Source organism: Amycolatopsis japonica, from assembly GCF_000732925.1.
GTDB classification, from domain to species: domain Bacteria; phylum Actinomycetota; class Actinomycetes; order Mycobacteriales; family Pseudonocardiaceae; genus Amycolatopsis; species Amycolatopsis japonica.
The window spans coordinates 7,152,880-7,175,696 of the sequence record NZ_CP008953.1; the positions used below are offsets into that span (position 1 = coordinate 7,152,880).

20 protein-coding genes are annotated in these 22,817 nt (G+C 67.6%); 8 read left to right on the forward strand and 12 right to left on the reverse strand.

Annotated elements, in window-relative coordinates; translation table 11 throughout:
• Entirely contained in the window at window positions 1-2,994 is a 2,994-nt protein-coding gene (locus AJAP_RS32905; protein ID WP_038518766.1) for a UPF0182 family protein, read from the reverse strand.
• Between the two features lie 156 nt (window positions 2,995-3,150).
• On the opposite strand from AJAP_RS32905, the gene AJAP_RS32910 reads away from it, so the two are divergent.
• Window positions 3,151-3,699, forward strand: coding sequence for a PPA1309 family protein (locus AJAP_RS32910; protein WP_037345940.1), 549 nt, complete (start codon window positions 3,151-3,153; stop codon window positions 3,697-3,699).
• Between the two features lie 131 nt (window positions 3,700-3,830).
• On the opposite strand, the gene AJAP_RS32915 is transcribed toward AJAP_RS32910, so the two are convergent.
• Window positions 3,831-4,835: a YlbL family protein gene (locus AJAP_RS32915; protein WP_179948475.1), complete on the reverse strand. Its 1,005-nt coding sequence runs from the start codon at window positions 4,833-4,835 to the stop codon at window positions 3,831-3,833.
• Between the two features lie 203 nt (window positions 4,836-5,038).
• On the opposite strand from AJAP_RS32915, the gene AJAP_RS32920 reads away from it, so the two are divergent.
• Entirely contained in the window at window positions 5,039-6,388 is a 1,350-nt protein-coding gene (locus AJAP_RS32920) for a zinc-dependent metalloprotease (protein WP_038518770.1), read from the forward strand.
• Window positions 6,389-6,394: 6 nt separating this feature from the next.
• Here the strand turns inward: AJAP_RS32920 and AJAP_RS32925 are convergent, their stop codons facing one another.
• Entirely contained in the window at window positions 6,395-6,958 is a 564-nt protein-coding gene (locus AJAP_RS32925) for a M48 metallopeptidase family protein (RefSeq protein WP_016331633.1), read from the reverse strand.
• A 163-nt stretch (window positions 6,959-7,121) separates the two neighbouring features.
• Between AJAP_RS32925 and AJAP_RS32930 the strand changes: the two genes are divergently transcribed.
• The 3 genes from AJAP_RS32930 to AJAP_RS32940 all read left to right on the forward strand — a co-directional run bounded on the left by AJAP_RS32930 (window position 7,122) and on the right by AJAP_RS32940 (window position 10,628).
• On the forward strand, window positions 7,122-8,156 hold the full coding sequence (locus AJAP_RS32930; protein ID WP_038518773.1) for a hypothetical protein: 1,035 nt from the start codon (window positions 7,122-7,124) through the stop codon (window positions 8,154-8,156).
• A 77-nt stretch (window positions 8,157-8,233) separates the two neighbouring features.
• On the forward strand, window positions 8,234-9,574 hold the full coding sequence (locus tag AJAP_RS32935; RefSeq protein ID WP_038518775.1) for an ABC1 kinase family protein: 1,341 nt from the start codon (window positions 8,234-8,236) through the stop codon (window positions 9,572-9,574).
• Window positions 9,575-9,716: 142 nt separating this feature from the next.
• Window positions 9,717-10,628, forward strand: a complete 912-nt coding sequence (locus AJAP_RS32940; RefSeq protein WP_038518777.1) for a hypothetical protein — start codon at window positions 9,717-9,719, stop codon at window positions 10,626-10,628.
• Window positions 10,629-10,633: 5 nt separating this feature from the next.
• Here the strand turns inward: AJAP_RS32940 and AJAP_RS32945 are convergent, their stop codons facing one another.
• The 6 genes from AJAP_RS32945 to AJAP_RS32970 all read right to left on the reverse strand — a co-directional run bounded on the left by AJAP_RS32945 (window position 10,634) and on the right by AJAP_RS32970 (window position 15,153).
• Window positions 10,634-10,813: a hypothetical protein gene (locus tag AJAP_RS32945; protein ID WP_038524339.1), complete on the reverse strand. Its 180-nt coding sequence runs from the start codon at window positions 10,811-10,813 to the stop codon at window positions 10,634-10,636.
• Complete coding sequence (locus AJAP_RS32950) at window positions 10,810-11,679, reverse strand: class I SAM-dependent methyltransferase (RefSeq protein WP_038518779.1); 870 nt, start codon at window positions 11,677-11,679, stop codon at window positions 10,810-10,812. Before AJAP_RS32950 ends, AJAP_RS32945 begins: the two co-directional genes overlap by 4 nt.
• A gap of 104 nt (window positions 11,680-11,783) precedes the next feature.
• Window positions 11,784-12,035 (reverse strand): hypothetical protein, encoded by a 252-nt coding sequence (locus AJAP_RS32955; RefSeq protein ID WP_038518781.1) that lies wholly within the window; start codon window positions 12,033-12,035, stop codon window positions 11,784-11,786.
• A complete protein-coding gene (locus tag AJAP_RS32960; protein WP_038518783.1) occupies window positions 12,032-12,415 on the reverse strand; it encodes a WhiB family transcriptional regulator in 384 nt (127 codons plus the stop codon). Before AJAP_RS32960 ends, AJAP_RS32955 begins: the two co-directional genes overlap by 4 nt.
• A 167-nt stretch (window positions 12,416-12,582) precedes the next feature.
• Window positions 12,583-12,849, reverse strand: coding sequence for a hypothetical protein (locus tag AJAP_RS32965; RefSeq protein WP_038518784.1), 267 nt, complete (start codon window positions 12,847-12,849; stop codon window positions 12,583-12,585).
• Between the two features lie 216 nt (window positions 12,850-13,065).
• On the reverse strand, window positions 13,066-15,153 hold the full coding sequence (locus AJAP_RS32970) for an ATP-dependent DNA helicase UvrD2 (protein ID WP_038518787.1): 2,088 nt from the start codon (window positions 15,151-15,153) through the stop codon (window positions 13,066-13,068).
• A 63-nt stretch (window positions 15,154-15,216) separates the two neighbouring features.
• Between AJAP_RS32970 and AJAP_RS32975 the strand changes: the two genes are divergently transcribed.
• Window positions 15,217-15,945 carry a DUF4191 domain-containing protein gene (locus tag AJAP_RS32975; RefSeq protein WP_016331624.1) on the forward strand — a complete coding sequence of 243 codons (729 nt, stop codon included), beginning with the start codon at window positions 15,217-15,219 and terminating at the stop codon, window positions 15,943-15,945.
• A 431-nt stretch (window positions 15,946-16,376) separates the two neighbouring features.
• Window positions 16,377-17,003, forward strand: coding sequence for a hypothetical protein (locus tag AJAP_RS32980; RefSeq protein WP_228694690.1), 627 nt, complete (start codon window positions 16,377-16,379; stop codon window positions 17,001-17,003).
• Between the two features lie 64 nt (window positions 17,004-17,067).
• Here AJAP_RS32980 and AJAP_RS32985 read toward each other — a convergent pair whose 3' ends face one another.
• On the reverse strand, window positions 17,068-17,553 hold the full coding sequence (locus AJAP_RS32985; protein ID WP_228694692.1) for an RDD family protein: 486 nt from the start codon (window positions 17,551-17,553) through the stop codon (window positions 17,068-17,070).
• Window positions 17,554-17,725: 172 nt separating this feature from the next.
• Here AJAP_RS32985 and glnA point away from each other — a divergent pair, with 172 nt between their 5' ends.
• On the forward strand, window positions 17,726-19,150 hold the full coding sequence (gene glnA, locus AJAP_RS32990; protein ID WP_038518791.1) for a type I glutamate--ammonia ligase: 1,425 nt from the start codon (window positions 17,726-17,728) through the stop codon (window positions 19,148-19,150).
• A 91-nt stretch (window positions 19,151-19,241) separates the two neighbouring features.
• On the opposite strand, the gene AJAP_RS32995 is transcribed toward glnA, so the two are convergent.
• Entirely contained in the window at window positions 19,242-19,676 is a 435-nt protein-coding gene (locus tag AJAP_RS32995) for an acyl-CoA thioesterase (protein ID WP_020633826.1), read from the reverse strand.
• Between the two features lie 130 nt (window positions 19,677-19,806).
• On the reverse strand, window positions 19,807-22,779 hold the full coding sequence (locus AJAP_RS33000; protein WP_038518796.1) for a bifunctional [glutamine synthetase] adenylyltransferase/[glutamine synthetase]-adenylyl-L-tyrosine phosphorylase: 2,973 nt from the start codon (window positions 22,777-22,779) through the stop codon (window positions 19,807-19,809).
• Window positions 22,780-22,817 lie beyond the last annotated feature (38 nt).

Below are 22,817 nucleotides of genomic sequence, written 5' to 3' on the forward strand. Positions count from 1 at the left end.
TCACCCTCCGGGCTGGCCGGAGGTCGGGGGCGCACCGGACGCCGGCGGGTTGGCCTTGGCCGACTCGTAGGCCTTCGAAGCGGCTTCGAGTGCGGCCAGGGCGGCACCCTGGTCGGCGTAGTTGCCGGATTGCTGGGCGGCGCGGAACTTGACCCAGGCGTCGTGCATGTCGCCCGCGGCCTTGTCGAGCGCCGGGTTGCCGGTGGCCGGCGGCTGCGGCGTCGTGGTGCCGGGGGGCGGTGTGGTCGTTCCGGGCGTGCCTCCTGTCTGCGGCGGCGTGACCCCGGAACCCGTGCCCGGCCCGAAGACCTGATCCAGGGCTTCGTTGAGCGTCGGCGCGAAACCGATCTTGGTGCCATAGGAGACCAAGACCCGGGCCAGCTGCGGATAGCTCAGCTGGTTCCGCTGCCGGATGTAGACCGGTTCCACGTAGAGGAAGCCGTTCGCGACAGGCAGGGTGATCAGGTTTCCGTACGTGACGGTGACGTTCGGGTTGTTGAACAGGGTCCGGTCCTGCGCGACCCGTGGGTCACTTTGGAATCTGTTCTGGACCTGGACGGGACCGTCCACCTGGGTCGATCCACTGGCGCCTGTCGGCAGTCTCAGGACGCGCATCTTCCCGTAGTCCTCGGGATCGGAGGACACGGACATCCAGGCCGCCAGGTACTGCCGCTGGAGACCGGTCAGTGAACTGGTGAGCTGGAATCGCGATTTGTTGTCTCCCGGCGCGGTGGCCAGGACGTAGTAGCCGGGCTGGTTCGCGACACCGGAAGCGGACGCGTTCACGCCGCCTTCCTGCGTCGGGTCCTGCGGAACGCTCCAGAAGGCCTGCTGCGCGTAGAACTCCGCCGGGTTGTTCACGTGGTACTTCGACAGGAGTTCCCGCTGCACCTTGAAGAGGTCTTCGGGGTAGCGGAAGTGCGACCGCAGGTCCGGCGAGATCTCGCTGCTCGGCTTGACCAGGCCCGGGAAGACGTTCTTCCAGGCGTTGAGCACCGGCTCGTTGTCCTCGACCCCGTACAGGGTCACGGTGCCGTCGAACGCGTCGACGGTGGCCTTGACCGAGTTGCGGATGTAGTTGAGCGAGGAGTTCGCCTGGCGGGTGGTGCCGCTGAGCGAGTCGTTGGTCGCCTGGCCGAGCTGGGTCTGCTGGGCGTACGGGAAGTTGTTCATCGTGGTGTAGCCGTCGACGATCCAGATGATCTTGCCGTTGACGACCGCCGGATACGGGTCACCGTCGAGGGTCAGCCACGGGGCGACCTTGGCGACGCGGTCCCGCGGCTCGCGGTTGAACATGATCTTGGATCCGTCGCCGATGGCGTCGGAGAAGAGGATGTTCCGCTCGCCGTACTCGGCGGCGAAGACGAGCCGGTTGAACCAGTTGTCGATCGGCACGCCGCCGGAGCCCTTGTAGATGTAGCCGCGGTCGACGGCGGTGTCGTACTCGCCGGGCGCCTGTCCCGCCTTGCCGCCGACGATCGCGTACGCGGCGTCGGTCGCCAGCTCGCCGTAGTAGATGCGAGGCTCGTCCACCTTGATGCCCGGCTTGTTCGGGTCGGTCGAGCCGGCGCCCGTCGGGTTCTGGGTGTCGCTGGTGGTGGCGATCGGGTAACCGCCGTCGGAGTTGGCGTCCTTCAGCGCGCGGTCGATCGTGTTGGCCGGCGCGGCGACGAAGCCGTTTCCGTGCGTGTAGACGAGGTGCTTGTTGATCCAGTTCGTCTGGTTGCCGGTCAGGCCCTCGGTCTTGATCTCCTTGGCCGCGACGATGTAGTCCTGCGTGACCCCGTTGAGGGTGTAGCGGTCGATGTCCAGCTTCGACGGGAAGCCGTAGAAGTTCTCACGGCCGACGCGCTGGGTGAAGGTGTCGCTGAGGATGTTCGGGTCGAGGAGCCGGATGTTCGGGACGGTCCCCTTGTCCGCCTTGATCTCCGCGGAGGTCGCCTCGGACTTTCCGGTGTAGTCCTTGTACTCGACGTTGGTGAGGCCGAACGCCTGGCGGGTCGCGTCCATGTTGCGCTGGATCGACGCGGACTCCTTCTCGTTCGCGTTGGGACGCACCGAGAACTGGTCGAGCACGGCGGGCCACGCGACGCCGACGAGCACGTTCGACAGGATCAGCAGCACCAGTGCGATCGCGGGAAGCTGCAGGTTGCGCAGGAACGCGCCGGCGAAGAAGGCGACGGCACAGATCACCGAGATGCACAGAAGGATCAGCTTCGCGGGCAGGACGGCGTTCAGGTCGGTGTAGGTCGCACCGATGAAGAGCGGCGCCCCCCTGTCGGAGAGCAGCAGGTTGTAGCGATCGAAGAAGTACTCGACCGCCTTCAGCAGCACGAAGATGCCGATGGTGATGGCGAGCTGGGCACGGGTCGGGCCGGCGAGCTGGCCGCCCTTACCCGCGAGCCGGATGCCACCGAAGATGTAATGGGAGATCAACGCGCCGAAGAACGCGATGACGACGGAGATGAACAGCCAGCCCAGGAGCCAGTTGTAGAACGGCAGATCGAAGGCGTAGAAGCCGACGTCGTTGCCGAATTCGGGATCGGTCTGCCCGAAGCGCGTGCCGTTCAGGAACAGCTGCACGACCTGCCAGTCGCTCTGCGCGGACGCGCCGGCGATGAGCCCGGTGAGCACCGGGATGCCGATGCCGAAAAGGCGGATCCGGCCGACGATCGCCGACCGATAGCGCGCGAGCGGGTCGTCGTTGCCGGAAATCGGCACGAAGACGGGCCTCGACCGGTACGCGATCATCAAACTGATCGCGAGCGAGCCTCCCACTAAGAGCCCGACGGCGAAGAACAAGACGACACGGGTGATCAACACCGTGCTGAAGACCGTCCGGGCGCCGACCTCGCCGAACCACAACCAGTCGACATAGGTGTCCAGCAGTCTCGCGCCCAGCAGCAGGGCCAGGATGACTACGGCGGCGATGATGAGCAGGATCCGGCTGCGCCGGGACAGCTTCGGCAGGCTCACGGGGGGCCGAGTGGCCACTGCACACGCTCCTGGTTTGGTGAACTTTTCGCAGGGACGCGCGTACCGCGTGCGGCCCCTGATGCTCTAACTCTACGGATGCCGTCGGAAGTTCCCGGAACCCGCCCAAACCGGACTCGGGACGCCGCTGTCCCGGCCGCCTGGAACGATGTGGCAATGGCACCGAGTGAGCAGCAGGGCGTGGCCGGCCTGGCCCGCGAAGTCGAGGAGTTCGTCGCCTCCGGAGGATGGGATCAGCCGCCGCAGTTGTTCGCGCTGGTCCCGACCGCGGCGCTGCTGGACGAGCAGCCCGAACTGGCCGGACAGCTCGATCCGTCGGCCCCGCTGACGCCCGTCGCGCAGGAGTCGCTGCCGGATGGCGACCTCGGTGAAGCGCTGGCGCAGATCGCGTGGCCCGATCTGGTTCTGGGCTGCGCGCTCGCGCAAGAGATCATCGTGCTGCCGCCGGACGCCGAAGCCGAGCTTCCCGTCGTGCCCGAGACCGATGCCGAACGCCTGCGTCAGGCGGCCGCCGACCACCCTCGCCGGACCGAGGCCCGGCTCGTCGCGGCCGTCCTGCGGGATGGTGCCGGAGCCTGCGTCATGCGGCTTCGCGGAGCAGGGAAGGCCGAAGAGCCCGGCGACGTCCCTGTCGACGAGATCATCGAGAACCCGGAGCTAGCGCCCAACCTGCTGGAAGCCCTGAAGGCGACTCTGCTCCCCTGACCTGCGAAAAGAGAGCAAGGGACCTTTGCTACCACCCGGCCCGAGACACACACCGGGCGATAGCGAAGGTCCCTTGCTCTCTTCAGCCAGGCCCGCGGGGTGGTAGCAAAGGTCCCTTGCTCCCCCGGCGGTCAGCAGGAGGCGGTGGGCCGTCCCGCCTTGAGGTTCTCGAGCTGCGCGATCGCTTCGTCGAGCGTCGAAACCTTGATCAGGTTCAGGCCATCGGGCGCGGCGGTCTTCGCCTCGGCGCAGTTGTGCGCGGGCACGAGGAAGTCGGTCGCGCCGGCCTCGCGGGCGCCGACCACCTTGAACGAAATGCCGCCGATCGCGCCGACGGCGCCCTTCTCCGAGATCTCGCCCGTTCCGGCGATGTGCCTGCCACCGGCGAGGTCCCCGGGCTCCATCTTGTCGACGATCGCGAGCGCGAACATCAGCCCCGCCGACGGGCCGCCGACGTCCTGCAGCGAGATCTTCACGTCGAAGGGAACGTCCGCGCGGTCCACGGCGGTCAGGCCCATGAACCCTTCCGGCCCGTCGGGCCGCTGCGCGAGCGTGAGCGGCACGGTGCGTTCGGCCTGCCCGTCGGATTTGAAAGTGATCTGGACGGTCTGTCCGGGCTTCGTCCCGTTCAGAGCGGCCCGCACATCGGTCGCTTCCTTGACCGTCGCCCCGTTGACCACCAGCAGCCGGTCCCCCGGGGCGAGCACCTTGTCCGCGGGGCTGCCGGAGACGATCGTTTTCGCGAGCACCTTCACCGGGAACTTGCGCCGCAGCGCGGCGACCTGGGCGGCGGTCTGCGAGTCCTGCAGCTGCTGGATGTTCTCCTGGCGGACCTGCTCGTTGGTCTCGCCGGGTTTGAAGTACTCCTCGCGCGGCGCCAGCGCGTACCGGCCGCTCGCCCAGAGCCCGAGCGCGTTGAACAGCGTGATGCCGCCATCGCGCAGGGAGACCGTCGTCATCCGCAGTTCGCCGGAGGTCTGGAAGATCTCGTGCCCGTTGACCTGGATCACGGACTGCCCGGCGGCGTCCTTGCCGAGCGTGTCGTAGGTCGGGCCGGGACTGATCGCCACATACGGCACCGGGATGAAGAACCCGACCAGCGCGAAGGCGACGAACAACGCGCCGCTGACCAGCAGCGTCCAGCCGCGCCGGGTCAGCCGCCGTTCGGAGCGGTCCTGGTCACCCGCGGAGCCCGAACGGCTCCGCGCTCCTGTGGTCTCCTCCGAGGGCTCTGTCACGCGTGACAGCGTACGGTGACTGTGTTCGCTTCTCGGTGAAGGCCACGCTCATCACTCCACTTGACGAGCTGTGAATCCCAGGACCCGCGTACGGTGGTGCCATGAGCAAACCCCCGTTCGGCTTCGGACCGCCCGATCCCGACAAACGAGGCGAGAACGAGCCGTCGGATTCCGGCGGCCAGCCCTCCGGCGCCGAGGCCTTCAATCAGCTCGGTCAGATGCTCAGCCAGCTGGGCCAGATGCTCAGCCAGGCCGGCAGCTCGACCGGGCCGGTCAACTACGACCTGGCGAAACAGATCGCGTTGCAGAACCTCAGCAGCAGCGACAGCGGTGACGTCAAGCTCGGCTTTTCGTCGTCCAGTGGTGGTGACTCGAGCACGGCCGTCCGTGACGCCGCCCATCTGGCCGAGCTGTGGCTCGACGCCGCGACGATCCTGCCCGCCGGAGCCACCTCGACCGTCGCATGGTCCGCGCGCACCTGGGTCGAGAAGACCCTGCCGACCTGGCAGCGCCTCTGCGACCCCGTCGCCCAGCAGGTTTCGGGCGCGTGGGTCCAGGCCCTGCCCGACGAGGCCAAGCAGGCCGCCGGCCCCCTGCTCTCGATGATGGGGCAGATGGGCGGGATGGCCTTCGGCTCCCAGCTCGGCAACGCCTTGGCTCAGTTGGCTTCCGAAGTGCTCACCTCCACCGAGGTCGGCCTTCCGCTGGGACCCGCGGCCACCTCCGCCCTGCTGCCCGCGAACATCGAGAAGTTCACCGAGGGCCTCGAGCTGCCGACCAGCGAGGTGCTGGTCTTCATCGCCGCACGCGAGGCCGCCCACCAGCGGCTGTTCGCCCACGTGCCCTGGCTGCGGCAGCGACTGCTGGCCACGGTCGAGGAGTTCGCGAACGGCATCTCCGTCGACACGTCGGCGCTCGAGCAGCTCGCGGGCCGGATCGATCCGTCGAACCCGGCCAGCATCGAAGAGGCCATGTCCTCCGGCCTGCTCGAGCCGCAGACTTCTCCCGAGCAGAAGGCGGCGCTGAACCGCCTGGAGACCCTGCTCGCGCTGGTCGAAGGCTGGGTCGACGTCGTGGTCGCCGAGGCCATCGGCGACCGGCTGCCGGGCGCGGACGCGCTCCGGGAGACGCTGCGCCGCCGCCGGGCCACCGGTGGTCCCGCCGAGCAGACCTTCGCCACCTTGGTCGGGCTCGAACTCCGGCCCAGGCGGATGCGGGCGGCTTCCTCGTTGTGGAAGCTCGTCGGCGACCAGCACGGCATCGAGAAGCGGGACGGCCTCTGGTCCCACCCCGACCTGATGCCGACCGCCGACGACCTCGACGAGCCGCTCGACTTCTCCGAACGCCTCGGCGATGGCGAGTCGACGCTCGAAGGCATCGACCCGATCGCCGAGATCGAACGCGCCGAGCGCGAGAAGAACAAGCCCAAGGGCGACGAAGACGAGAACTGAGGCACGTCAGTCCTCCGCCGCGATGCCCCAACCGGCGGCGGAGGACAGGCCCTCCAGGTAGCCGATGGCGCGTTCGGTCTTGGGATAACGGCGAACGAGCTCCCAGAACGCCGCGTTGTGCCCTGGTTCCTTCAAATGCGCGAGTTCGTGCACGAGGACGTAGTCCAGCACCCATCCCGGCACCCGGCGCAGACGATCACTGACCCTGATCGTCGCGTCGACCGGCGTGCAGGACGCCCACCTCGTCCTCATCGGCGGGACCCAGCGAACGCTCGCGGGTATCGCCTTTCCGTCCAGATACTTCGCCGAGAGCACGGCGCAGCGCGCCAGCAGCGCCTCGTCGGAGGCCTTCGGCGGCGCGGCCTGCCGCGGGCCCTTGCGCAGCAGCTTGCGCTGCATCTCGGCAACCCAGTGCTTCTCCTCGGCCCGGGTCATCCGGGCAGGGATCAGCACGACGAGGGTGTCCTCGTCCCAGTACGCGGTGACGGTCCGGTGACGGCGCTGGCTACGCCGTACCTCGACCTTGTGTTCGGGAGTGTCCGACGGATTCGTCGTGTCCCGGCCCCTCAACGAGGGCGTCCGTGCTTCGACCACTCGACCACGGTAAGGCCAGTCACCGACAACTCCGAGGGCCGAAAGGTCACAGCCTCCAGTTGTCCACAACGGGGCCAACCTGTGGATAACTCGCGTTCTTTCGGACGGCGGGACGGCGGACGGGTGCGATCCTGCGATCATGAACCTGCGCGAACCTGATCTGCGATCGATCATCCTTCCCGCCTTCCCCACCCTGCTTCCCGGCCTGGATGTGCTGGAACGGGGGAACGGCGAGATCCAGATCGGCCTCGACCCGGCACACGCCGTGGTGGTCGCCGGCGTCGCCACCGAGGTGGCCGAAGCCGTCCGCGGGCTGGACGGAAAGCGGGCCGCGGACGACATCGTGCTCGCGCAGAGCGAACACGACGAACAGCTGCGGGACCTGATGACGGACCTGACGGCCCGAGGACTCCTGACCGATGCGGGGCACTCCGACGGGTATCCCAGACCGAGAACGGAAACAGGGCTCTGGTCGCTACGAGCCCGCCACCATCAGGCGGCCATGACCGCACGCCGCAAGCGCACCGCGGTGGCGATCCACGGCGACGGCAGGCTGGCCGCGGCCCTCGCCGTCCTGCTCGCCAAAGGCGGCGTCGGGCATATCGACGTCCGGGCTTCGGGCGTCGTCGGTGAGGGCGACCTCGGCTCGGGTTACACCGAAGCCGAGATCGGCATGCCACGCCGGGACGCACTGGCCCAGGTGGTGCACCGTGCGGGCACGGACATCGCGACCACCAGGCTCTACTCGGATCGCCGGCCGGAACTCGTCCTGCTCACCGACGCCGTCGTACCGGCTCCCGAGCTGGTCGAGGGACTCGTCCGCGACGGGGTCAATCACCTGCCGGTGCGCGTCCGGGACGGGATCGGCATCGTCGGACCGCTCGTGGTGCCCGGACGCAGCAGTTGCCTGCGCTGCGCCGATCTCCACCGCGCCGGCCGCGACGACTCCTGGCCGAGGGTGGCGAGCCAGCTCGCGGGCCGGGTGCAACAGCCGGACCTCGGCGCCGTCCACGCGTGCGCCGCGCTGGCCGCCGCACAGGCCCTCCGGCTTCTGTCCCCCGGCGACCAGGCTCCGCCCGCCTGGAACGCGACACTGGAGATCGACTTCTTCGACGGCACGATCCGGCACCGCGACTGGCCGCCGCACACCGGATGCGGATGCGGTGCCCGGTGATACGGCGCGCGATGTAGCCCACACACACTCCCTCAACAGGCTGCGCGGGCGCAGTGAATCAAGGCAGAATCGCGAAGGTGACCGACTCCCGCAACGCCGAGGACCGTGACGCCGCCATCCCCCGGAACGGGGCCGCGCGAACGGCGAAGCTGGCCAGTATCCCCCTCGGCATAGCGGGGCGGGCGGTCGGCGGCTGGGGCAGGCGGCTGACCGGGCAGAGCGCCGAAGAGGTCAACGCGACCCTGTCGGCCAAGGCGGCGGAGCAGCTTTTCGAGGTCCTCGGCACGCTCAAAGGCGGTGCGATGAAGTTCGGCCAGGCGCTGAGCGTCTTCGAGGCCGCGGTGCCGGACGAGATGGCGAAGCCCTATCGCGAGGCCCTGACGAAGCTTCAGGCGGCAGCGCCGCCCATGCCCACCCGGCAGACCCATCGGGTCCTCGCCGAGCAGCTGGGGCGCACCTGGCGGCAGCGATTCGCCACCTTCGACGACGAGCCCGCCGCGTCCGCGAGCATCGGCCAGGTCCACCGTGCGACCTGGCACGACGGTCGCGAAGTCGCCGTCAAGGTGCAGTACCCGGGAGCCGACGACGCCTTGCGGAGCGACCTTCGGCAACTCCAGCGTTTCAGCAGGTTGTTCCAGGCCTTCGTGCCGGGGACCGAGGTGAAACCGCTCTTGGCGGAACTCGCCGAACGGATGAACGAAGAGCTCGATTACCAGGCGGAAGCCCAAAACCAGCGTGACTTCGTGAAGGCGTTCGAAGGCGTCCCCGGGTTCCTGATCCCCCGCGTGGTCGCCAGCGCGCCGAAGGTCGTCGTCACGGAGTGGGCCACCGGTACCCCGCTCTCGAAGATCATCGCCGGCGGCGACAAGGAGACACGGGACCGCGCCGGTCGCCTGCTCACCGAGTTCCACTACTCGTCCCCTGCACGAGCCCGGCTCCTGCATTCGGATCCTCACCCAGGCAACTTCATGCTGACCGCCGACGGCAGGCTGTGCGTCATCGACTTCGGCGGGGTGTCCCGGCTGCCCGAGGGGATTCCGCAGCACCTCGGCGAGATGACCCGGCTGGCGCTCGACGGTGAATCCGCGAAACTGATGCGGCTGCTCAGGGAGTCCGGCTTCATCTGGGCCGACGCGGACCTGCGGGCCGACGACGTACTCGCCTACCTGGCCCCGTTCACGGAACCGCTGGCGGGCGACACGTTCCACTTCACTCGCCGCTGGATGCAGCGGCAGGCGGGTCGGGTCGGCGACACCCGCGGCCGGGATTTCCGGATCGGCCGCTCTCTCAACCTCCCGCCCGAGTACCTGATGATCCACCGGGTGACCGCCGGATCGACCGGCATCCTCTGCCAGCTCGACGCCGAGATCCCCGCCCGCGCGATCGTCGAACGCTGGCAGCCGGGCTTCGCGGCCTGAGAAGTTATCCACAGGGAACGTTGCGACTGAGCCGATAACTGACTCTCTCGGGCGAGTTGTCCACAAGTTGGCGGAAGCGGTTCCACCCGGTCGGCCCAGCGGTCATCCTCGATTCATGACCACTACACGAAGCGCCCGACTCATGGCGCTCAGTAACACCAGCGAGTCAGGGATCATCACCAACCGCGAGCTACGCAAGGCGGGCGTCACTGCGCGCTACGCTGCGAAGCTCTGTGGCCCGGGCGGCCCTTGGCGAAGACTCATGCCGGGCGTGATCCTGTTGCGCGACGCCGCGCCCACCCGGCTTCAGCTGCTGCAAGCCGCTGTCGCGCGGTTCGGGCCGGACGTGGTGGTGACAGGTGCCGACGCGCTACGCGCACGAGGCGTCGACTGCCCGGTCACGCGGGAGGTCCATCTCCTTGTCCCCGACTACCGGCGCGTTCCGGCGGAGCCCGGCATGCTGCCGCGAAGAACCACGCGGATGCCGCCGCCGACCTTGATCGACGGTGTTCCATTCGCTCCGCCTGCCAGGGCCGCGCTCGATCTGGCCCGGCTGGAGCTCGACCCCTCGCGAATAGACGAGCTGATCGCGCTCCCGCTGTATTGGGGCCTGTGCACGCTCGAGGAACTCAGCGAGGAGCTCGATTCCGGCAACCGACGGGGTTCAGCCGCGGTACGGGCGGCCTTGCGGCGTGTCGATCCCGAAGAGACGTACGCGCATGGGCTGGCGAAGAAGGTCCTCAGCGGCAGCCCGCTGCCTTCGCCGTCGTGGAACACGACGCTCTGCGACCGGCGAGGGCGCCCCATCGGCACCGCCGATGCCTGGTGGGACGACATCGGCATGGCGTGGCAGTTCCGAGCTCCGAAACAGGGCGCCGCCAATTTCCATCCGCTGGCGCTGACCGCGACCGGGACCGTGCTGGTCCGCTGCACCATCGACCAGCTGAAGAAGGTTCCGATGGAAGTCGCGGCAGAGCTCGTCAGGGCGTTCGCCGAAGCGGCGCGGACACCGAGACCGAAGGTTCGCACGATCGGCCGGATCGACGCCGCCTGAGTGATTCACCAGTACTCGTCCGGCAGCTTTCCCTCGATGTCGCGGGTGTGGCGGCGAGCGCAGGTGGGACACATCCAGCGCACGACGTTCTTCTCACGGGTGGAGACCCAGGCGAGTGTCTGCGCCGGCTCCTCGTCGACGCCGCGGGTCCGGCCGCACAACGAGCAGCCGACCGGGTCGTTCACGACCGCCGTCCGCAATGGACCGTCTTCGCCCCTTGCAGGAACAGGTCCTGGCGTGCACCGAGGAAGGCGGGGTTCGCCGGATCCACCAACGCGGCCACGGTCTCGTGGTCGTCATCGGCGAGGCGATCATTTGCCACCTCGTTCAACCAGGTCAGCCGCTCGATGATGAACTCGCGCAGCAGTTCCGGTCCGGGCGCCGGATGGTGGATGAGCACGCCGAAGGAATCGACGTCGGCGAGACCGGCCCGCTGCAGCGCGATGTTCCAGCCGTAGGGCATGGAAACGGAGCCGGGGATCCCTGCCCGCATCTCGGCGAACCACTCACCGCGCGCGGCGAGCAGCCGCTCCTCCAGCCCGGGCCGGCCGATGCCGAGATCCCAGGGAAGACAGTTGAAGTCCAGGCCGCCCTCGGAGATGGCGACCAGGCCGCCGGCGCGGGCGAGCCGGGCGAGGGTGTCGATGGCCGCCTGCTGGTCGGGCAGGTGGTGGACCACGCGGGAAGCCCAGACCAGATCGGCGGGCGGAAGCTTGGCGGCCAGCCCGCCATCGGCCACGTCGGCGTGGATCGTCTCGACGGTGGCCCTGTCGCCCGCGGCCGCGCGGACGACGCGGTGCGCTTCGGCGAGCAGATGTTCGGTCGCGTCGACCAGCACGATCTTGGCACCGACGGACGCGAGCTCCTCGGCGAAGAGGACACTCATCCCGCCCGCGCCGCAGCCGACGTCGAGAATGGTCGGGCCTTCCGGCATGCCCTTCAGCAACCGTCGAGCCGACTCCCGCATCGGCTCGGCGTCGAGCGCCTCAGCCATGCGAAGCGATCGGAGCCGGTCAGCCCAGTCGATGTCGTCGTGCGTGTGTACGGCCATTCCCCCAGTGAACACCAAGCCGCCCCGACCAGCCCCAAAAGGGAGCGGGGGACCTTTGCTACCACCGTGCCGTGGTAGCAAAGGTCCCCCGCTCCCCCGAGTGGTCAGGCCTGAAGGCGCTCGGCTCGCCGGGTCGCCCAGCGGGCGACCTTGGTCCACCTGCGTGCGGCGCGCGGGCCGCTTCGAGCCCGCTGAGCGCGGACTCCCTCCTCGAGGTCTCGTATTCGGGCCCTGGACAGTTCTTCATAAAGCAACATTTCGCTGGTCTCCTCGACCTTGATCTCGTTCAATTCGGTCGGCGCGTGAATTCCTGTCCGCGCCTCGTAATCCCTGGTGGTGATGAGTTCGACGGTCATGCCGCAGCGCTCCGCTCGACCTTGCGCGCGACGGGGCGAGCCTCGGCGGCGGGCTCGACGACCGGGTTCTTCCGGGGGCGGCCACGGGGCCGCTTCCGCGCGACGACAACGCCACGCTCGAAGATCTCGCCACCCCAGACACCCCACGGCTCACGCCGGGAAAGGGCGCCCGCGAGGCAGGCGGAACGGACCGGGCAGTCCGCGCAGAACGCCTTCGCCCGCTCGAGCTCTGCCGGCGACTCAGCGAACCAAAGGTCCGCGTCGCCCGAACGGCAGGGAAGCATCGACTCAGGCGAGTCGATGGCGTCGAGCAGGTCTACGACGCCGGCGTCGGCGAAAGGCAGAGCCTCCCCCTGCGCGAAAGCTATGGCCGATGACATAAGTGCACTCCTCTGTCCCGTAACGGATTTCTTACTCACGGTGGAACTGGACAACGCTGAACCCCAATTAGGTTGTGCAGCCAACTTGTTTGTGCAGCAAAAACACGAAGGCCGCGGATCCGGTAACCCGGTTCCGCGGCCTTCGTGAGCCTCTGGTCCTGACTAGGTCAGGAACTTCGCTCCCGTATGGACAACGGAACACGGAACTGCTTGATGACCGGCAGATCGACGCCACCGTTCTCGTACGCCCCACCGATGGCGGCAGCGTGCGAGAAGGTCTTTTCAGCGGCGATCCGGCCGAGGTCGAAACGCTGGGTGCCGCGGGCGGCGAGGATGCTCACGGGCACAAAGGTGCCCTGGCGCTGAGCCTGCGGGACTTCCGCGACGCAGGACAGACGGGTGCCAGGGTTCGTGAGCATCATGTTGATCGTCATTTCACCGGCACCACCTTTCTCTGTCGCGCGCGAACCGCCCGGCGGTCTACGCTGTGTTGTAGATGTTCTTCCCCAGTCCGGGCTCTTCCCGCCCGGTACCTGCAGGTTATTGCCCCCGGCCGCACCGGGGCAACTTATTTTCCAGAAAATCCGTCGAAGTTGCGAAGATCGGCTCTGAGCAGCGGGTTCGCCGCGTGGATCATGCCTGGAACGCGGTCAAGACCCCACCGAGGCCCGCACGACGTCGAGAACCTCCGCGCCGAAGCGTTCGAGCTTCGTCGCGCCGATTCCGGAGATGGCGCACAACGCCGTGTCATCGGTCGGCCGCTGCTCGGCGATGGCGACCAGCGTCGCGTCCGTGAAAACGACGAAGGCCGGCACCTTGAGCTCACGCGAACGTTCCCCCCGCCAGGACTTCAGCTTCTCGAGCAGCTGCTCATCCACGTTGGACGGGCAACGGGAGCAGCGGCCCAGCTTGATGTCGAGCGTCTCCGGCAGCGGCCCGCCGCATACCCGGCAACGGGCCTTGTTGCCGGACTGCTTCGGCTGCTGCGAGCGGGCCACCCGCGCTGCCGGATGGTCTTCGGGGATGAGGCCGTAGAGGAAGCGGCTCCGTCGCCGATTGCGGCGATTTCCCGACGTCCTGGCCAAAGCCCACGAGAGCGAGAGGTGCTCTCGCGCCCGAGTGACGCCGACATAGAAGAGACGCCGCTCTTCCTCGATGGCCGCGTCGTCGCCATCGGCATGGAGGATCGGCATGGTCCCTTCGGCAAGCCCGACGAGGAACACAGCGTCCCATTCGAGACCCTTCGCCGCGTGAAGCGAGGCCAGGGTGATGCCCTCCACCGTCGGCGGATGCTGCGCTGTCGCCCGTTGCTCGAGCTCCGCGACGAAACGCGGCAGATCCGCGTCGTCGACGGTGGAAGCCAGCTCCTCAGCCAACTCGACGATCGAGAGAAGCGCGTCCCATCGCTCTTTCGCCGCGCCTCCGGCGGGAGGCTGGTCCGTGAGCCCGACCTTCGCGAGCACGGAGCGGACCCGGGTCACCAGCTCTCCGGTGTCGGCGTCGGTCGACGCCATCCGCAACGCGGACATCGCCTGCCGGACCTCCGCCCTGGCGAAGAACCGCTCGCCGCCACGGACCAGGTACGGGATACCCAACTCGGCCAGAGCCTGCTCGTAAGCCTCCGACTGGGCGTTGACGCGGTAGAGCACCGCGATCTCGCTCGCCGTCACTCCGCTGTCGAGCAGATCGCGGATCCTGCGGGCGACGGCCGCGGCCTCGGCGGTCTCGTCGTCATATTCGGCGAACCGCGGGACCGGCCCGGAAGGACGCTGGCCGATCAGTTTCAGCCGCGACCCCGCAGGACGGCCACGCGCGGCGCCGATCACTTGGTTGGCGAGAGCCACGACCTCGGGAGTCGAGCGGTAGTCCCGCTCGAGCCTCACGACCGTCGCCTCGGGAAACCGCCGTGTGAACTCCAGCAGCGGCCGGGGAGAAGCACCACCGAACGAATAGATGGTCTGGTTGGCGTCGCCGACGACGGTCAGGTCGTCGCGGCCACCGAGCCAGGCGTCGAGCAATCGCTGCTGCAGCGGCGTGACGTCCTGATACTCGTCGACGACGAAGCAGCGATAGCGCTCGCGGAACTCCTGGGCCACCACCGTGTGCTCCTCGAGGACCGCGGTGGCGTGCAGGAGCAGGTCGTCGAAGTCCAGCACCTGCGCGGCGTTCTTGACCTTCTCGTAATTGCGGTAGACCTCCGCGACCTGCGACGCGGGCGCCGGTGTGTCCCGCTGCGTACGCGCGGCGACCGCCGGATAGTCGTCCGGAGATACCAAAGAGGCCTTGCTCCACTCGATCTCACTGGCGAGGTCGCGCAGGAGCTCCGTCTCGGTGCCGAGCCCGGCCTTGTTGGCGGCTTGGCTGATGTAGCGGAACTTGTTCTCGAGGAGTTCCCACGGCCGGTCACCGACCACCTGTGGCCAGAAGTAGCGCAGCTGGCGGCGGGCGGCGGCGTGGAAGGTGAGCGCCTGGGCGGCGTCGACGCCCAGCCCTCGAAGACGCGTGCGCATCTCACCCGCCGCGCGAGTCGTGAAGGTGACCGCGAGAACCTGACCAGCGGCGACGTGCCCGGAACGGACCAGGTGGGCGATGCGATGCGTGATCGTCCGCGTCTTGCCGGTCCCCGCTCCCGCGAGGACACAGACCGGCCCCCTCGGGGCGCAGGCGGCGGCGCGCTGCTCGGGATCGAGCCCATCGAGCAGGCCTGGACGACTCTTCGGGGACGATGCGCTAGCCACGCCCCGATCCTCGCAGAGGGCCCGACGGGATCGGCGCAGGGCACGCGGCCGTATCCTGGTCACATGGCGGGAAAGCAGGACAAGGAAGCAGCGAAGCTGGCCAAGAAGGAGAAGCGCGCCGCGAGCAAGGCTCGCCGCGGGCAGATCTTCGAGGCCTTCAAGATGCAGCGCAAGGAAGACAAGGCGCTCATCCCCTGGATGGTCGGATCGCTCCTGGTCATCACCGGTGTCGTGTTCGGCATCGGGTTCATCTTCGACGTCCACTGGGTCGTGCTGCCGCTGGGCATTCTGCTCGGCGCGCTCGCCGCTGTGATCATCTTCGGCAGGCGGGTTCAGAAGACCGTGTACTCGAAGGCCGACGGGCAGCCCGGCGCCGCGGCCTGGGCACTCGAGAACATGCGAGGCCGCTGGAAGGTGACGCCGACTGTGGCGGCCACGACCCAGCTCGACGCCGTGCACCGGGTGCTCGGCGGGCCGGGTGTCGTACTCGTCGCCGAGGGGGCGCCGCACCGCGTGAAGTCCCTGCTCGCGCAGGAGAAGAAGCGTGTGTCCCGCCTGATCGGTGAGACCCCGATCTACAACGTGATCATCGGGAACGAAGAGCAGCAGGTGCCGCTGAAGAAGCTCCAGGGCTACCTGATGAAGCTTCCGCGCAACCTCAAGCCCGCCCAGGTCGACGCGCTGGAAGCGAAGCTGGCCGCCCTCGGCAGCCGCGGTGCGGCCATGCCCAAGGGCCCGATGCCCGCCGGCGCGAAGATGCGCAACGTCCAGCGCACCATCCGCCGCCGCTGACCAAACGAGAATCAGGGGTCCTTTGCTACCGCTAGGTGGTAGCAAAGGACCCCTGATCCGTCTTCGGGCGAAAAACTGTCGGTGGGTGGTCGCATGATCACTGTGTGGACAGAACTACGAGCGCCCGCCAGAAAGTGCTGGCAGCGATGTTCCCGGACGGCGTGGCCGCCCGGGCGAAACTTGTCGCCCTGGGGTACTCACACTCCTCGATCTCTCGGTATTGCCGAGAAGGCGGACCGTGGAGGCGTCCGATACCCGGCGTCATCCTCCTGACCAACGCCACACCGACCAAGCACCAGCTCTTGAAGGTCGCATTGACTCACGCGGGCCCGGAGGCGATGCTCACCGGCGTCCAGGCCGCCAGGTTGTACGGAGTACGAAGACTTCCGCCAGAAAGACGTGCGCACACCTTGATCCCCCACCGGAGCAAGGTGGCCACTTGGGGATTCGCCGTCGTAGAACGAACCATCCATCTGCCGGAACCAGTGGAAATCGACGGACTGCCCGTCGCCCCGCTCGCCCGGGCCCTGATCGACGCGGCGCGACGTATGGACGAACTCAAGTCGGTGCGGGCCATGATCCACGATGCGGTCCATCGCGGACTCTGCACTCCTGAGGAACTTCGAGACGAGCTTGCCCAGGCCAGCACGATCGGCTCCGCGCTCCCCCGAATCGTCGTCAACGCCCTCCAAGATGGGGTCGGCTCCGCCGTCGAGCAGTGGCTGGAGTCCGTCCTCGAGCGCAGCGGCTTGCCCCGGTCCACGCGGAGGGCAGAGCTGCGGACTTCGGACGAAGAGGTGGTCGGAGTCGCCGACGCCTGGTGGTCGCAGGTCGGCGTCGCATTGCAGGTTCGCCATGACGAGGTCGCTCTCGAACCGGACAAGTCGTCCACGATGCCGGCACTGGTCGCTCCAGGCCTCATCGTCGTCCAGGTAAGCCCGGCACAGCTGCGTGACGAGCCGCTGGTGGTGATCCAGGACCTGCGAGCGGCGCACCGCCGCGCTCGACAACGACCGCCTCCAGACCTCGGGAGCGTTCCCGCGGCACCGGCCGCCTGACCACGGCCGGTCCCGGCAGCGGCATCTCCCGGCGAGAGCAAAGGTCCCTTGCTCCCCTCCGAGGTCAGCGCATGCGGATCACGACGGTCCCGGTCAGCCGGTCGAGCCAGCTTCGGCCGTCGATATTGCGGATCGCGGCCGGAATGATCACAAAGGTCAGCGTCGCGCGCACGACCGCGCGCCACACCCCGATCATCTGCGCGCCGTCGAGCCTGGCGACACGGATACCGACCACAGCCATACCGGGCGTGAAGCCGAAGAAAGCCGCGGGGATGACCGTGATCGCCGCCCAGACGCCGACCGACCAGAGGTTGAAGGTCTGCATCACAGCCGGATCTTGGAGACTGGGCGTCACGAAGAGGGTCGTGACCAGTGAGGCGAGAACCAAGTCGATGATCAGCCCGAGAAGGCGTGCGCCGCCGCCCGCCACCGAGCCGACACCCGATTGGGGCAAGCCGAGTCGCTCGCCACGCCACCGCTGCGTACCCTCGCCACCGGCAGTCGTCTCGTCACCGGCTCCGGGCAGCCATTCTCCGGTCCATCTCGCCACCCATCCAGGGTATGCCGGTGGCGCGGGCCACATTCGCCCTGGTCGACTACCCGATATCGCCGCCCCGTTAACACCGGCGAAACATACGGGTGACGGTCGGGCAACACCGCGCTCTTAGCGTGAGCCGAAGAGAGTACTGCCGCCGGCAACGAACGAGAAGGAGTCACCGAGGGTGCCCACTACTCCAGACGACATTCAGCGCCTTATCGCCGACGAGAACGTAGAGGTCGTCGACGTCAGGTTCTGCGACCTGCCCGGCGTTATGCAGCACTTCACCGTTCCGGCGAAGGCGTTCAACGAAGAAGCCTACGAAGAAGGCCTGGCCTTCGACGGCTCCTCGGTGCGTGGTTTCCAGTCGATCCACGAATCCGACATGCTGCTCCTCCCGGACCCTGAGACTGCGCGTATCGACCCGTTCCGCAAGGCGAAGACGCTCTCGCTGAACTTCTTCGTGCACGACCCGTTCACCCGTGAGGCGTACAGCCGCGACCCGCGCAACATCGCGCGCAAGGCCGAGCAGTACATCTCCGAGTACGGCGTCGCCGACAACGTGTTCTTCGGCCCGGAGGCCGAGTTCTACATCTTCGACTCGATCCGGTTCGAGTCGGCCGAGCACGCCTCGTTCCACGAGATCGACTCCGTCGAGGGTTGGTGGAACACCGGCGCCGACGTGCCGGGCGGCAACCAGGGTTACAAGACGAAGTTCAAGGGCGGCTACTTCCCGGTCCCGCCGGTCGACCACTTCGCCGACCTGCGCGACGAGATCGTCCGCAACCTGCAGGGCTCCGGTTTCGAGATCGAGCGCGCGCACCACGAGGTGGGCACCGCCGGCCAGACCGAGATCAACTACAAGTTCAACACGCTGCTTCACGCTGCGGATGACCTGCAGCTGTTCAAGTACATCGTGAAGAACACCGTGTTCGCCGCCGGCAAGACCGCGACTTTCATGCCGAAGCCGCTCGCCGGTGACAACGGCTCGGGCATGCACTGCCACCAGTCGCTGTGGAAGGACGGCACGCCGCTGTTCCACGACGAGTCGGGGTACGCGGGCCTGTCCGACACCGCCCGCCACTACATCGGCGGCCTGCTCAAGCACGCGCCGAGCCTGCTGGCCTTCACCAACCCGACCGTCAACTCGTACCACCGGCTCGTGCCGGGCTTCGAGGCGCCGGTCAGCCTGGTGTACTCGCAGCGGAACCGGTCGGCTTGTGTCCGTATCCCGATCACGGGCAACAACCCGAAGGCCAAGCGCGCCGAGTTCCGGTGCCCGGACTCGTCCGGTAACCCGTACCTCGCGTTCTCGGCGATGATGATGGCCGGTCTCGACGGCATCAAGAACAAGATCGAGCCGCCGGAGCCCATCGACAAGGACCTCTACGAGCTTCCGCCCGAGGAGGCCCAGAACGTCAAGCTCGTTCCTGGCGACCTCGGCGCGGTTCTCGACACGCTGGAAGCGGACCACGACTACCTGCTCGAGGGTGGCGTGTTCACTCCCGACGTGATCGACACGTGGATCTCCTACAAGCGTGAGAACGAGATCGACCCGCTGCGGCTGCGCCCGCACCCGTACGAGTTCTCGCTGTACTACGACGTGTGATCGTACGGTAGGCAACACCAAGAGCACGCCGGTGGTGAGGTGCGGAAGCGCCCTCACCACCGGCGTTTCTTATTGGTCTTTCGCGGTACGGCTACTCCGAAGTGGAAAGAACCTTCAGGTCGACGCCTGCCCGCTCGATGCGGCCCCGCGGGTCGTCCACCAGTTTTCGGCGCTCGAGATCCATCAGCCCCAGCGTGCACGTGATCTCCGCGGAGAGGGTGCCGTCGACCTTGTAGATGTTCGAGTCCATGTGGAAGGTCTTGCCGGTGCCGAACTTGGCGTCGCAGGTCACGTCGACGACATCGCCCGCACGAAGCTCGCGCCTGAACACGATATGGGACTCGAGCAGCACGAACGCAAGATTCGCATCGCGCATACCTGAGTTGAGGCCGCCGGCGAGCTCCATCAGCTCGAGTCTGGAGACCTCGCCGTAGGAGTGGTAGACGGCGTGGTTGAGATGGCCAAGGGTGTCCAGCTCGTAATGGCGCACCTTGATCCGGGTGCGAAATGGCTCGCGCACAGTCACCGGTCCACTGTAAGTGCCGCTCCCCCTCCTCGACCCCGAGTGTGAGCAAGGGACCTTTGCCGTCACCTCGTCCGTTCCGCACGGGGCGGTAGCAAAGGTCCCTTGCTCACTTACCGCAGGTCACAGCGGGTCAACCCTGGTAGAAGAGCGTCTCCACGACCGCATGAGCACGTCGCGTCGTCCGACGATAGGCGTCGAGGAACTCGCCCGGATCGTCATCAGCCGAGTAGCCGAGCACTCGCGCGACCGCGGCCAGGTCTCGACCGGAGCTGGGGATCTCGTCGACAGCCTTGCCCCGGACCAACATCCCAGCATTCCGAACACGCGTCGCCAGCAGCCAGGCCTCGGTCAAGGACTCGATCTCGGCGGGCTCGGCGAGCCCCGCCTCAGCCGCCGCTTTCAGTGCCTCGATCGTCGAGGTGGTCCGAAGCCCCTCGACTTCATGCCCATGGCGCAGCTGCATGAGCTGCACAGTCCACTCCACATCGGCGAGCCCTCCGCGGCCGAGTTTCGTGTGCCGTGTCGGGTCGGCGCCCTTGGGCATCCGCTCCGTCTCCACTCTGGCCTTGATCCGCCTGATCTCCCGCACTCGAACCGCGTCGAGGCCTTCTTGCGGGTACCGAATGGGATCGATCATCTCGATGAACCGAGCGCCAAGATCCTCGTCACCGGCGATGAACCGCGCTCGGAGCAGCGCTTGCGATTCCCAGACCTCCGCCCAACGACCGTAGTAGCTGCGGTAAGACTCAAGGGTCCGCACCAACGGGCCGCTTCGCCCCTCCGGACGGAGATCAGCGTCGACGACCAGAGCAGGGTCGGGGCTGGGGGCACCGAGGATCTTGCGCACCGTCTCGGCGACCGAAGAAGCGAACTTCGCTGCTTCGGAGTCCGACACTCCTTCGGTCGGCTCGCACACGAAGAGAACATCCGCGTCAGATCCATAGCCGAGTTCGGCCCCACCCAGGCGCCCCATACCGATGACAGCGATCTTCGCGGGGGTCTGGCCGAGCTCGGCCTGACGCTGGCGGAAAGCAGCGGCCAAAGCACCTTGAAGCACAGCGACCCACACACTCGACAACGCCGCGCAGACCGCTGGGACATCCAGCAACCCCAGCAGATCCGCCGACGCGATTCGCAGCATCTCGTGACGGCGGAGCGATCTCGCGGCCGCGACCGCGGCGTTCAAACCCGGTTGCCGCCGCACCGCGGCTCGCAGGGAGGTGGCCACCTCTGCCGGGGTGCGACCGGCCAGCCGCGCGGGATCACCGAGCAGCTGCAGGACTTCGGGTGCTCTCGCCAGTAGGTCGGGTACCAGTCGCGAAGTACCCAGCAGAAAAGCGAGCCGCTCGACGACTGCACCTTCGTCCCGGAGAACCCTGAGGTACCAAGGCGTTGCCTCAAGCGCTTCGGAGACCTTCCGATAAGACAGCAGCCCACGGTCAGGGTCCGGAGTGTCGGCCAGAAGGTCCAGCAAAACCGGCAGCAGAGCCTGCTGGATGGCCGCCCGACGCGACATTCCCGCGGTCAACGCCTTGATGTGCTGCAGGGCACCGTCCGGAGCGGCATAGCCGAGCGCGGCGAGACGACTCTCGGCCTGTTTCGTGGTCAGCCGGAGCGCTTCGGTCGGGACGTTCGCGACAGACTGCAGCAGAGGCCGGTAGAAGAGCTTTTCGTGAAGCCGTCGGATGCTCTGCAGGTGGCGGCGGAACTCCGCCAGCAGGACGGCCCCCTCACTTTTGCCCCGAGCCGGTCGCACACCGCTCGCTCTCGCGATCGTTCGCAGCTCGCTGACGTCCGAAGCAGCAGGGAACAGGTGCGTGCGCCGGAGCCTGCGAAGCTGAAGTCGATGCTCGATGGTCCGGAGAAACTCGTAAGACGATGCCAGCTCCGCGGCATCCTTCCGGCCGACGTAGCCGCCGTCACCCAGGGCTGCGAGTGCGTCCATCGTGGACGGAGAGCGCAGCTCCGCGTCGATCCGACCGTGGACCAGTTGCAGCAGCTGCACCGCGAACTCGACGTCCCGGAGACCTCCGCGCCCCAGCTTCAGCTCTCGTTCGGCGTGCGCGGAGGGCACATGCCCTTCAACGCGGCGCCGCATCTTCTGGACTTCGGGGACGAAATTCTCGCGATCGGCCGCTGCCCACACCTTCGGCGCGACCATCTCCGCGTACTTACGCCCGAGCTCGGCGTCGCCTGCCACCGGGCGTGCTTTGAGCAAGGCCTGAAACTCCCAGGTCTTGGCCCACTTTTGGTAATAAGCGGCATGTCCGTCGAGGGTCCGGACCAAGGCGCCCGCCTTGCCCTCCGGGCGCAGCGCCGCGTCGACCTCGAAACAGGCCTTCCCGACCACGCGCATCATCGTGCTGGCCAACCGCGTGGAGACCGACAGATCGCCATCACCGACGAAGATGACGTCCACGTCGCTCACATAATTCAGCTCTCGACCACCGCATTTGCCCATCGCGATCACGGCGAGCAGGCCTTCGACACTGGCCCCCACCTCAGACTCCGCGACCAGCAGCCCCACTGTCAGCGCGGCCTCCGCCAGCGTGGTGAGCTGGGCTCCGATCTCGGCATAAGGGGGCTGGCGAAGGCCGGGTTCGACCAGATGCCCGAGGTCGGCCGCTGCGATGCCGAGGAGCAGCTCGCGGTAGCCGACGCGAAGAGCCTGCTCCGCCTCAAGCCCGGTGAGCACTTCGCCTTCCGGCCGTAGGTGGCCGAGGAGGCTGCTCACGTATTGATCCGGCTCGGTGCTCTTATGCCCTTCGAGGGCCTTCCAGCAGCCGGTGTTCGAGACCATGAAGTCCGCGAGTGCGCTCGAGGTGCCCAAGACACCGAGCATTCGGCCGCGGAAGGTGCGATTGGCGCGCAGCGCCTGGTCGAGCCCGTTCCAGGCGGCTGGGTCGACTTCCCTGATCCGATCCAGGCCGCTCAGTGCGAGATCGGGATCCGCGGCGCGGGACAGTGCGGACAACACGTCGGCGGCGGAGCCGTCCGGGCCGGATTCGGTCCACCAACCGGCAGCACGCAGCTGCCCGTCGGCACGGGGATCGGTGAAGCCGTATCTCGCCACGGAAGCGGTCGGCCTGGCGCGCTCAACCATCGGCTTCCACCGTAGTCGCCCATCCGCCCGGGGCCAGA

Bases quoted from the DNA above. Each gene is read 5' to 3' on its own strand.
- AJAP_RS32910 (WP_037345940.1), top strand. From the start codon at position 3,151: ATGGCACCGAGTGAGCAGCAGGGCGTGGCCGGCCTGGCCCGCGAAGTC.
- AJAP_RS32930 (WP_038518773.1), top strand. From the start codon at position 7,122: ATGAACCTGCGCGAACCTGATCTGCGATCGATCATCCTTCCCGCCTTC.
- AJAP_RS32920 (WP_038518770.1), top strand. From the start codon at position 5,039: ATGAGCAAACCCCCGTTCGGCTTCGGACCGCCCGATCCCGACAAACGA.
- AJAP_RS32955 (WP_038518781.1), bottom strand. From the start codon at position 12,035: ATGACCGTCGAACTCATCACCACCAGGGATTACGAGGCGCGGACAGGA.
- AJAP_RS32965 (WP_038518784.1), bottom strand. From the start codon at position 12,849: ATGACGATCAACATGATGCTCACGAACCCTGGCACCCGTCTGTCCTGC.
- AJAP_RS33000 (WP_038518796.1), bottom strand. From the start codon at position 22,779: ATGGTTGAGCGCGCCAGGCCGACCGCTTCCGTGGCGAGATACGGCTTC.
- AJAP_RS32940 (WP_038518777.1), top strand. From the start codon at position 9,717: ATGGCGCTCAGTAACACCAGCGAGTCAGGGATCATCACCAACCGCGAG.
- AJAP_RS32960 (WP_038518783.1), bottom strand. From the start codon at position 12,415: ATGTCATCGGCCATAGCTTTCGCGCAGGGGGAGGCTCTGCCTTTCGCC.
- AJAP_RS32950 (WP_038518779.1), bottom strand. From the start codon at position 11,679: ATGGCCGTACACACGCACGACGACATCGACTGGGCTGACCGGCTCCGA.
- AJAP_RS32975 (WP_016331624.1), top strand. From the start codon at position 15,217: ATGGCGGGAAAGCAGGACAAGGAAGCAGCGAAGCTGGCCAAGAAGGAG.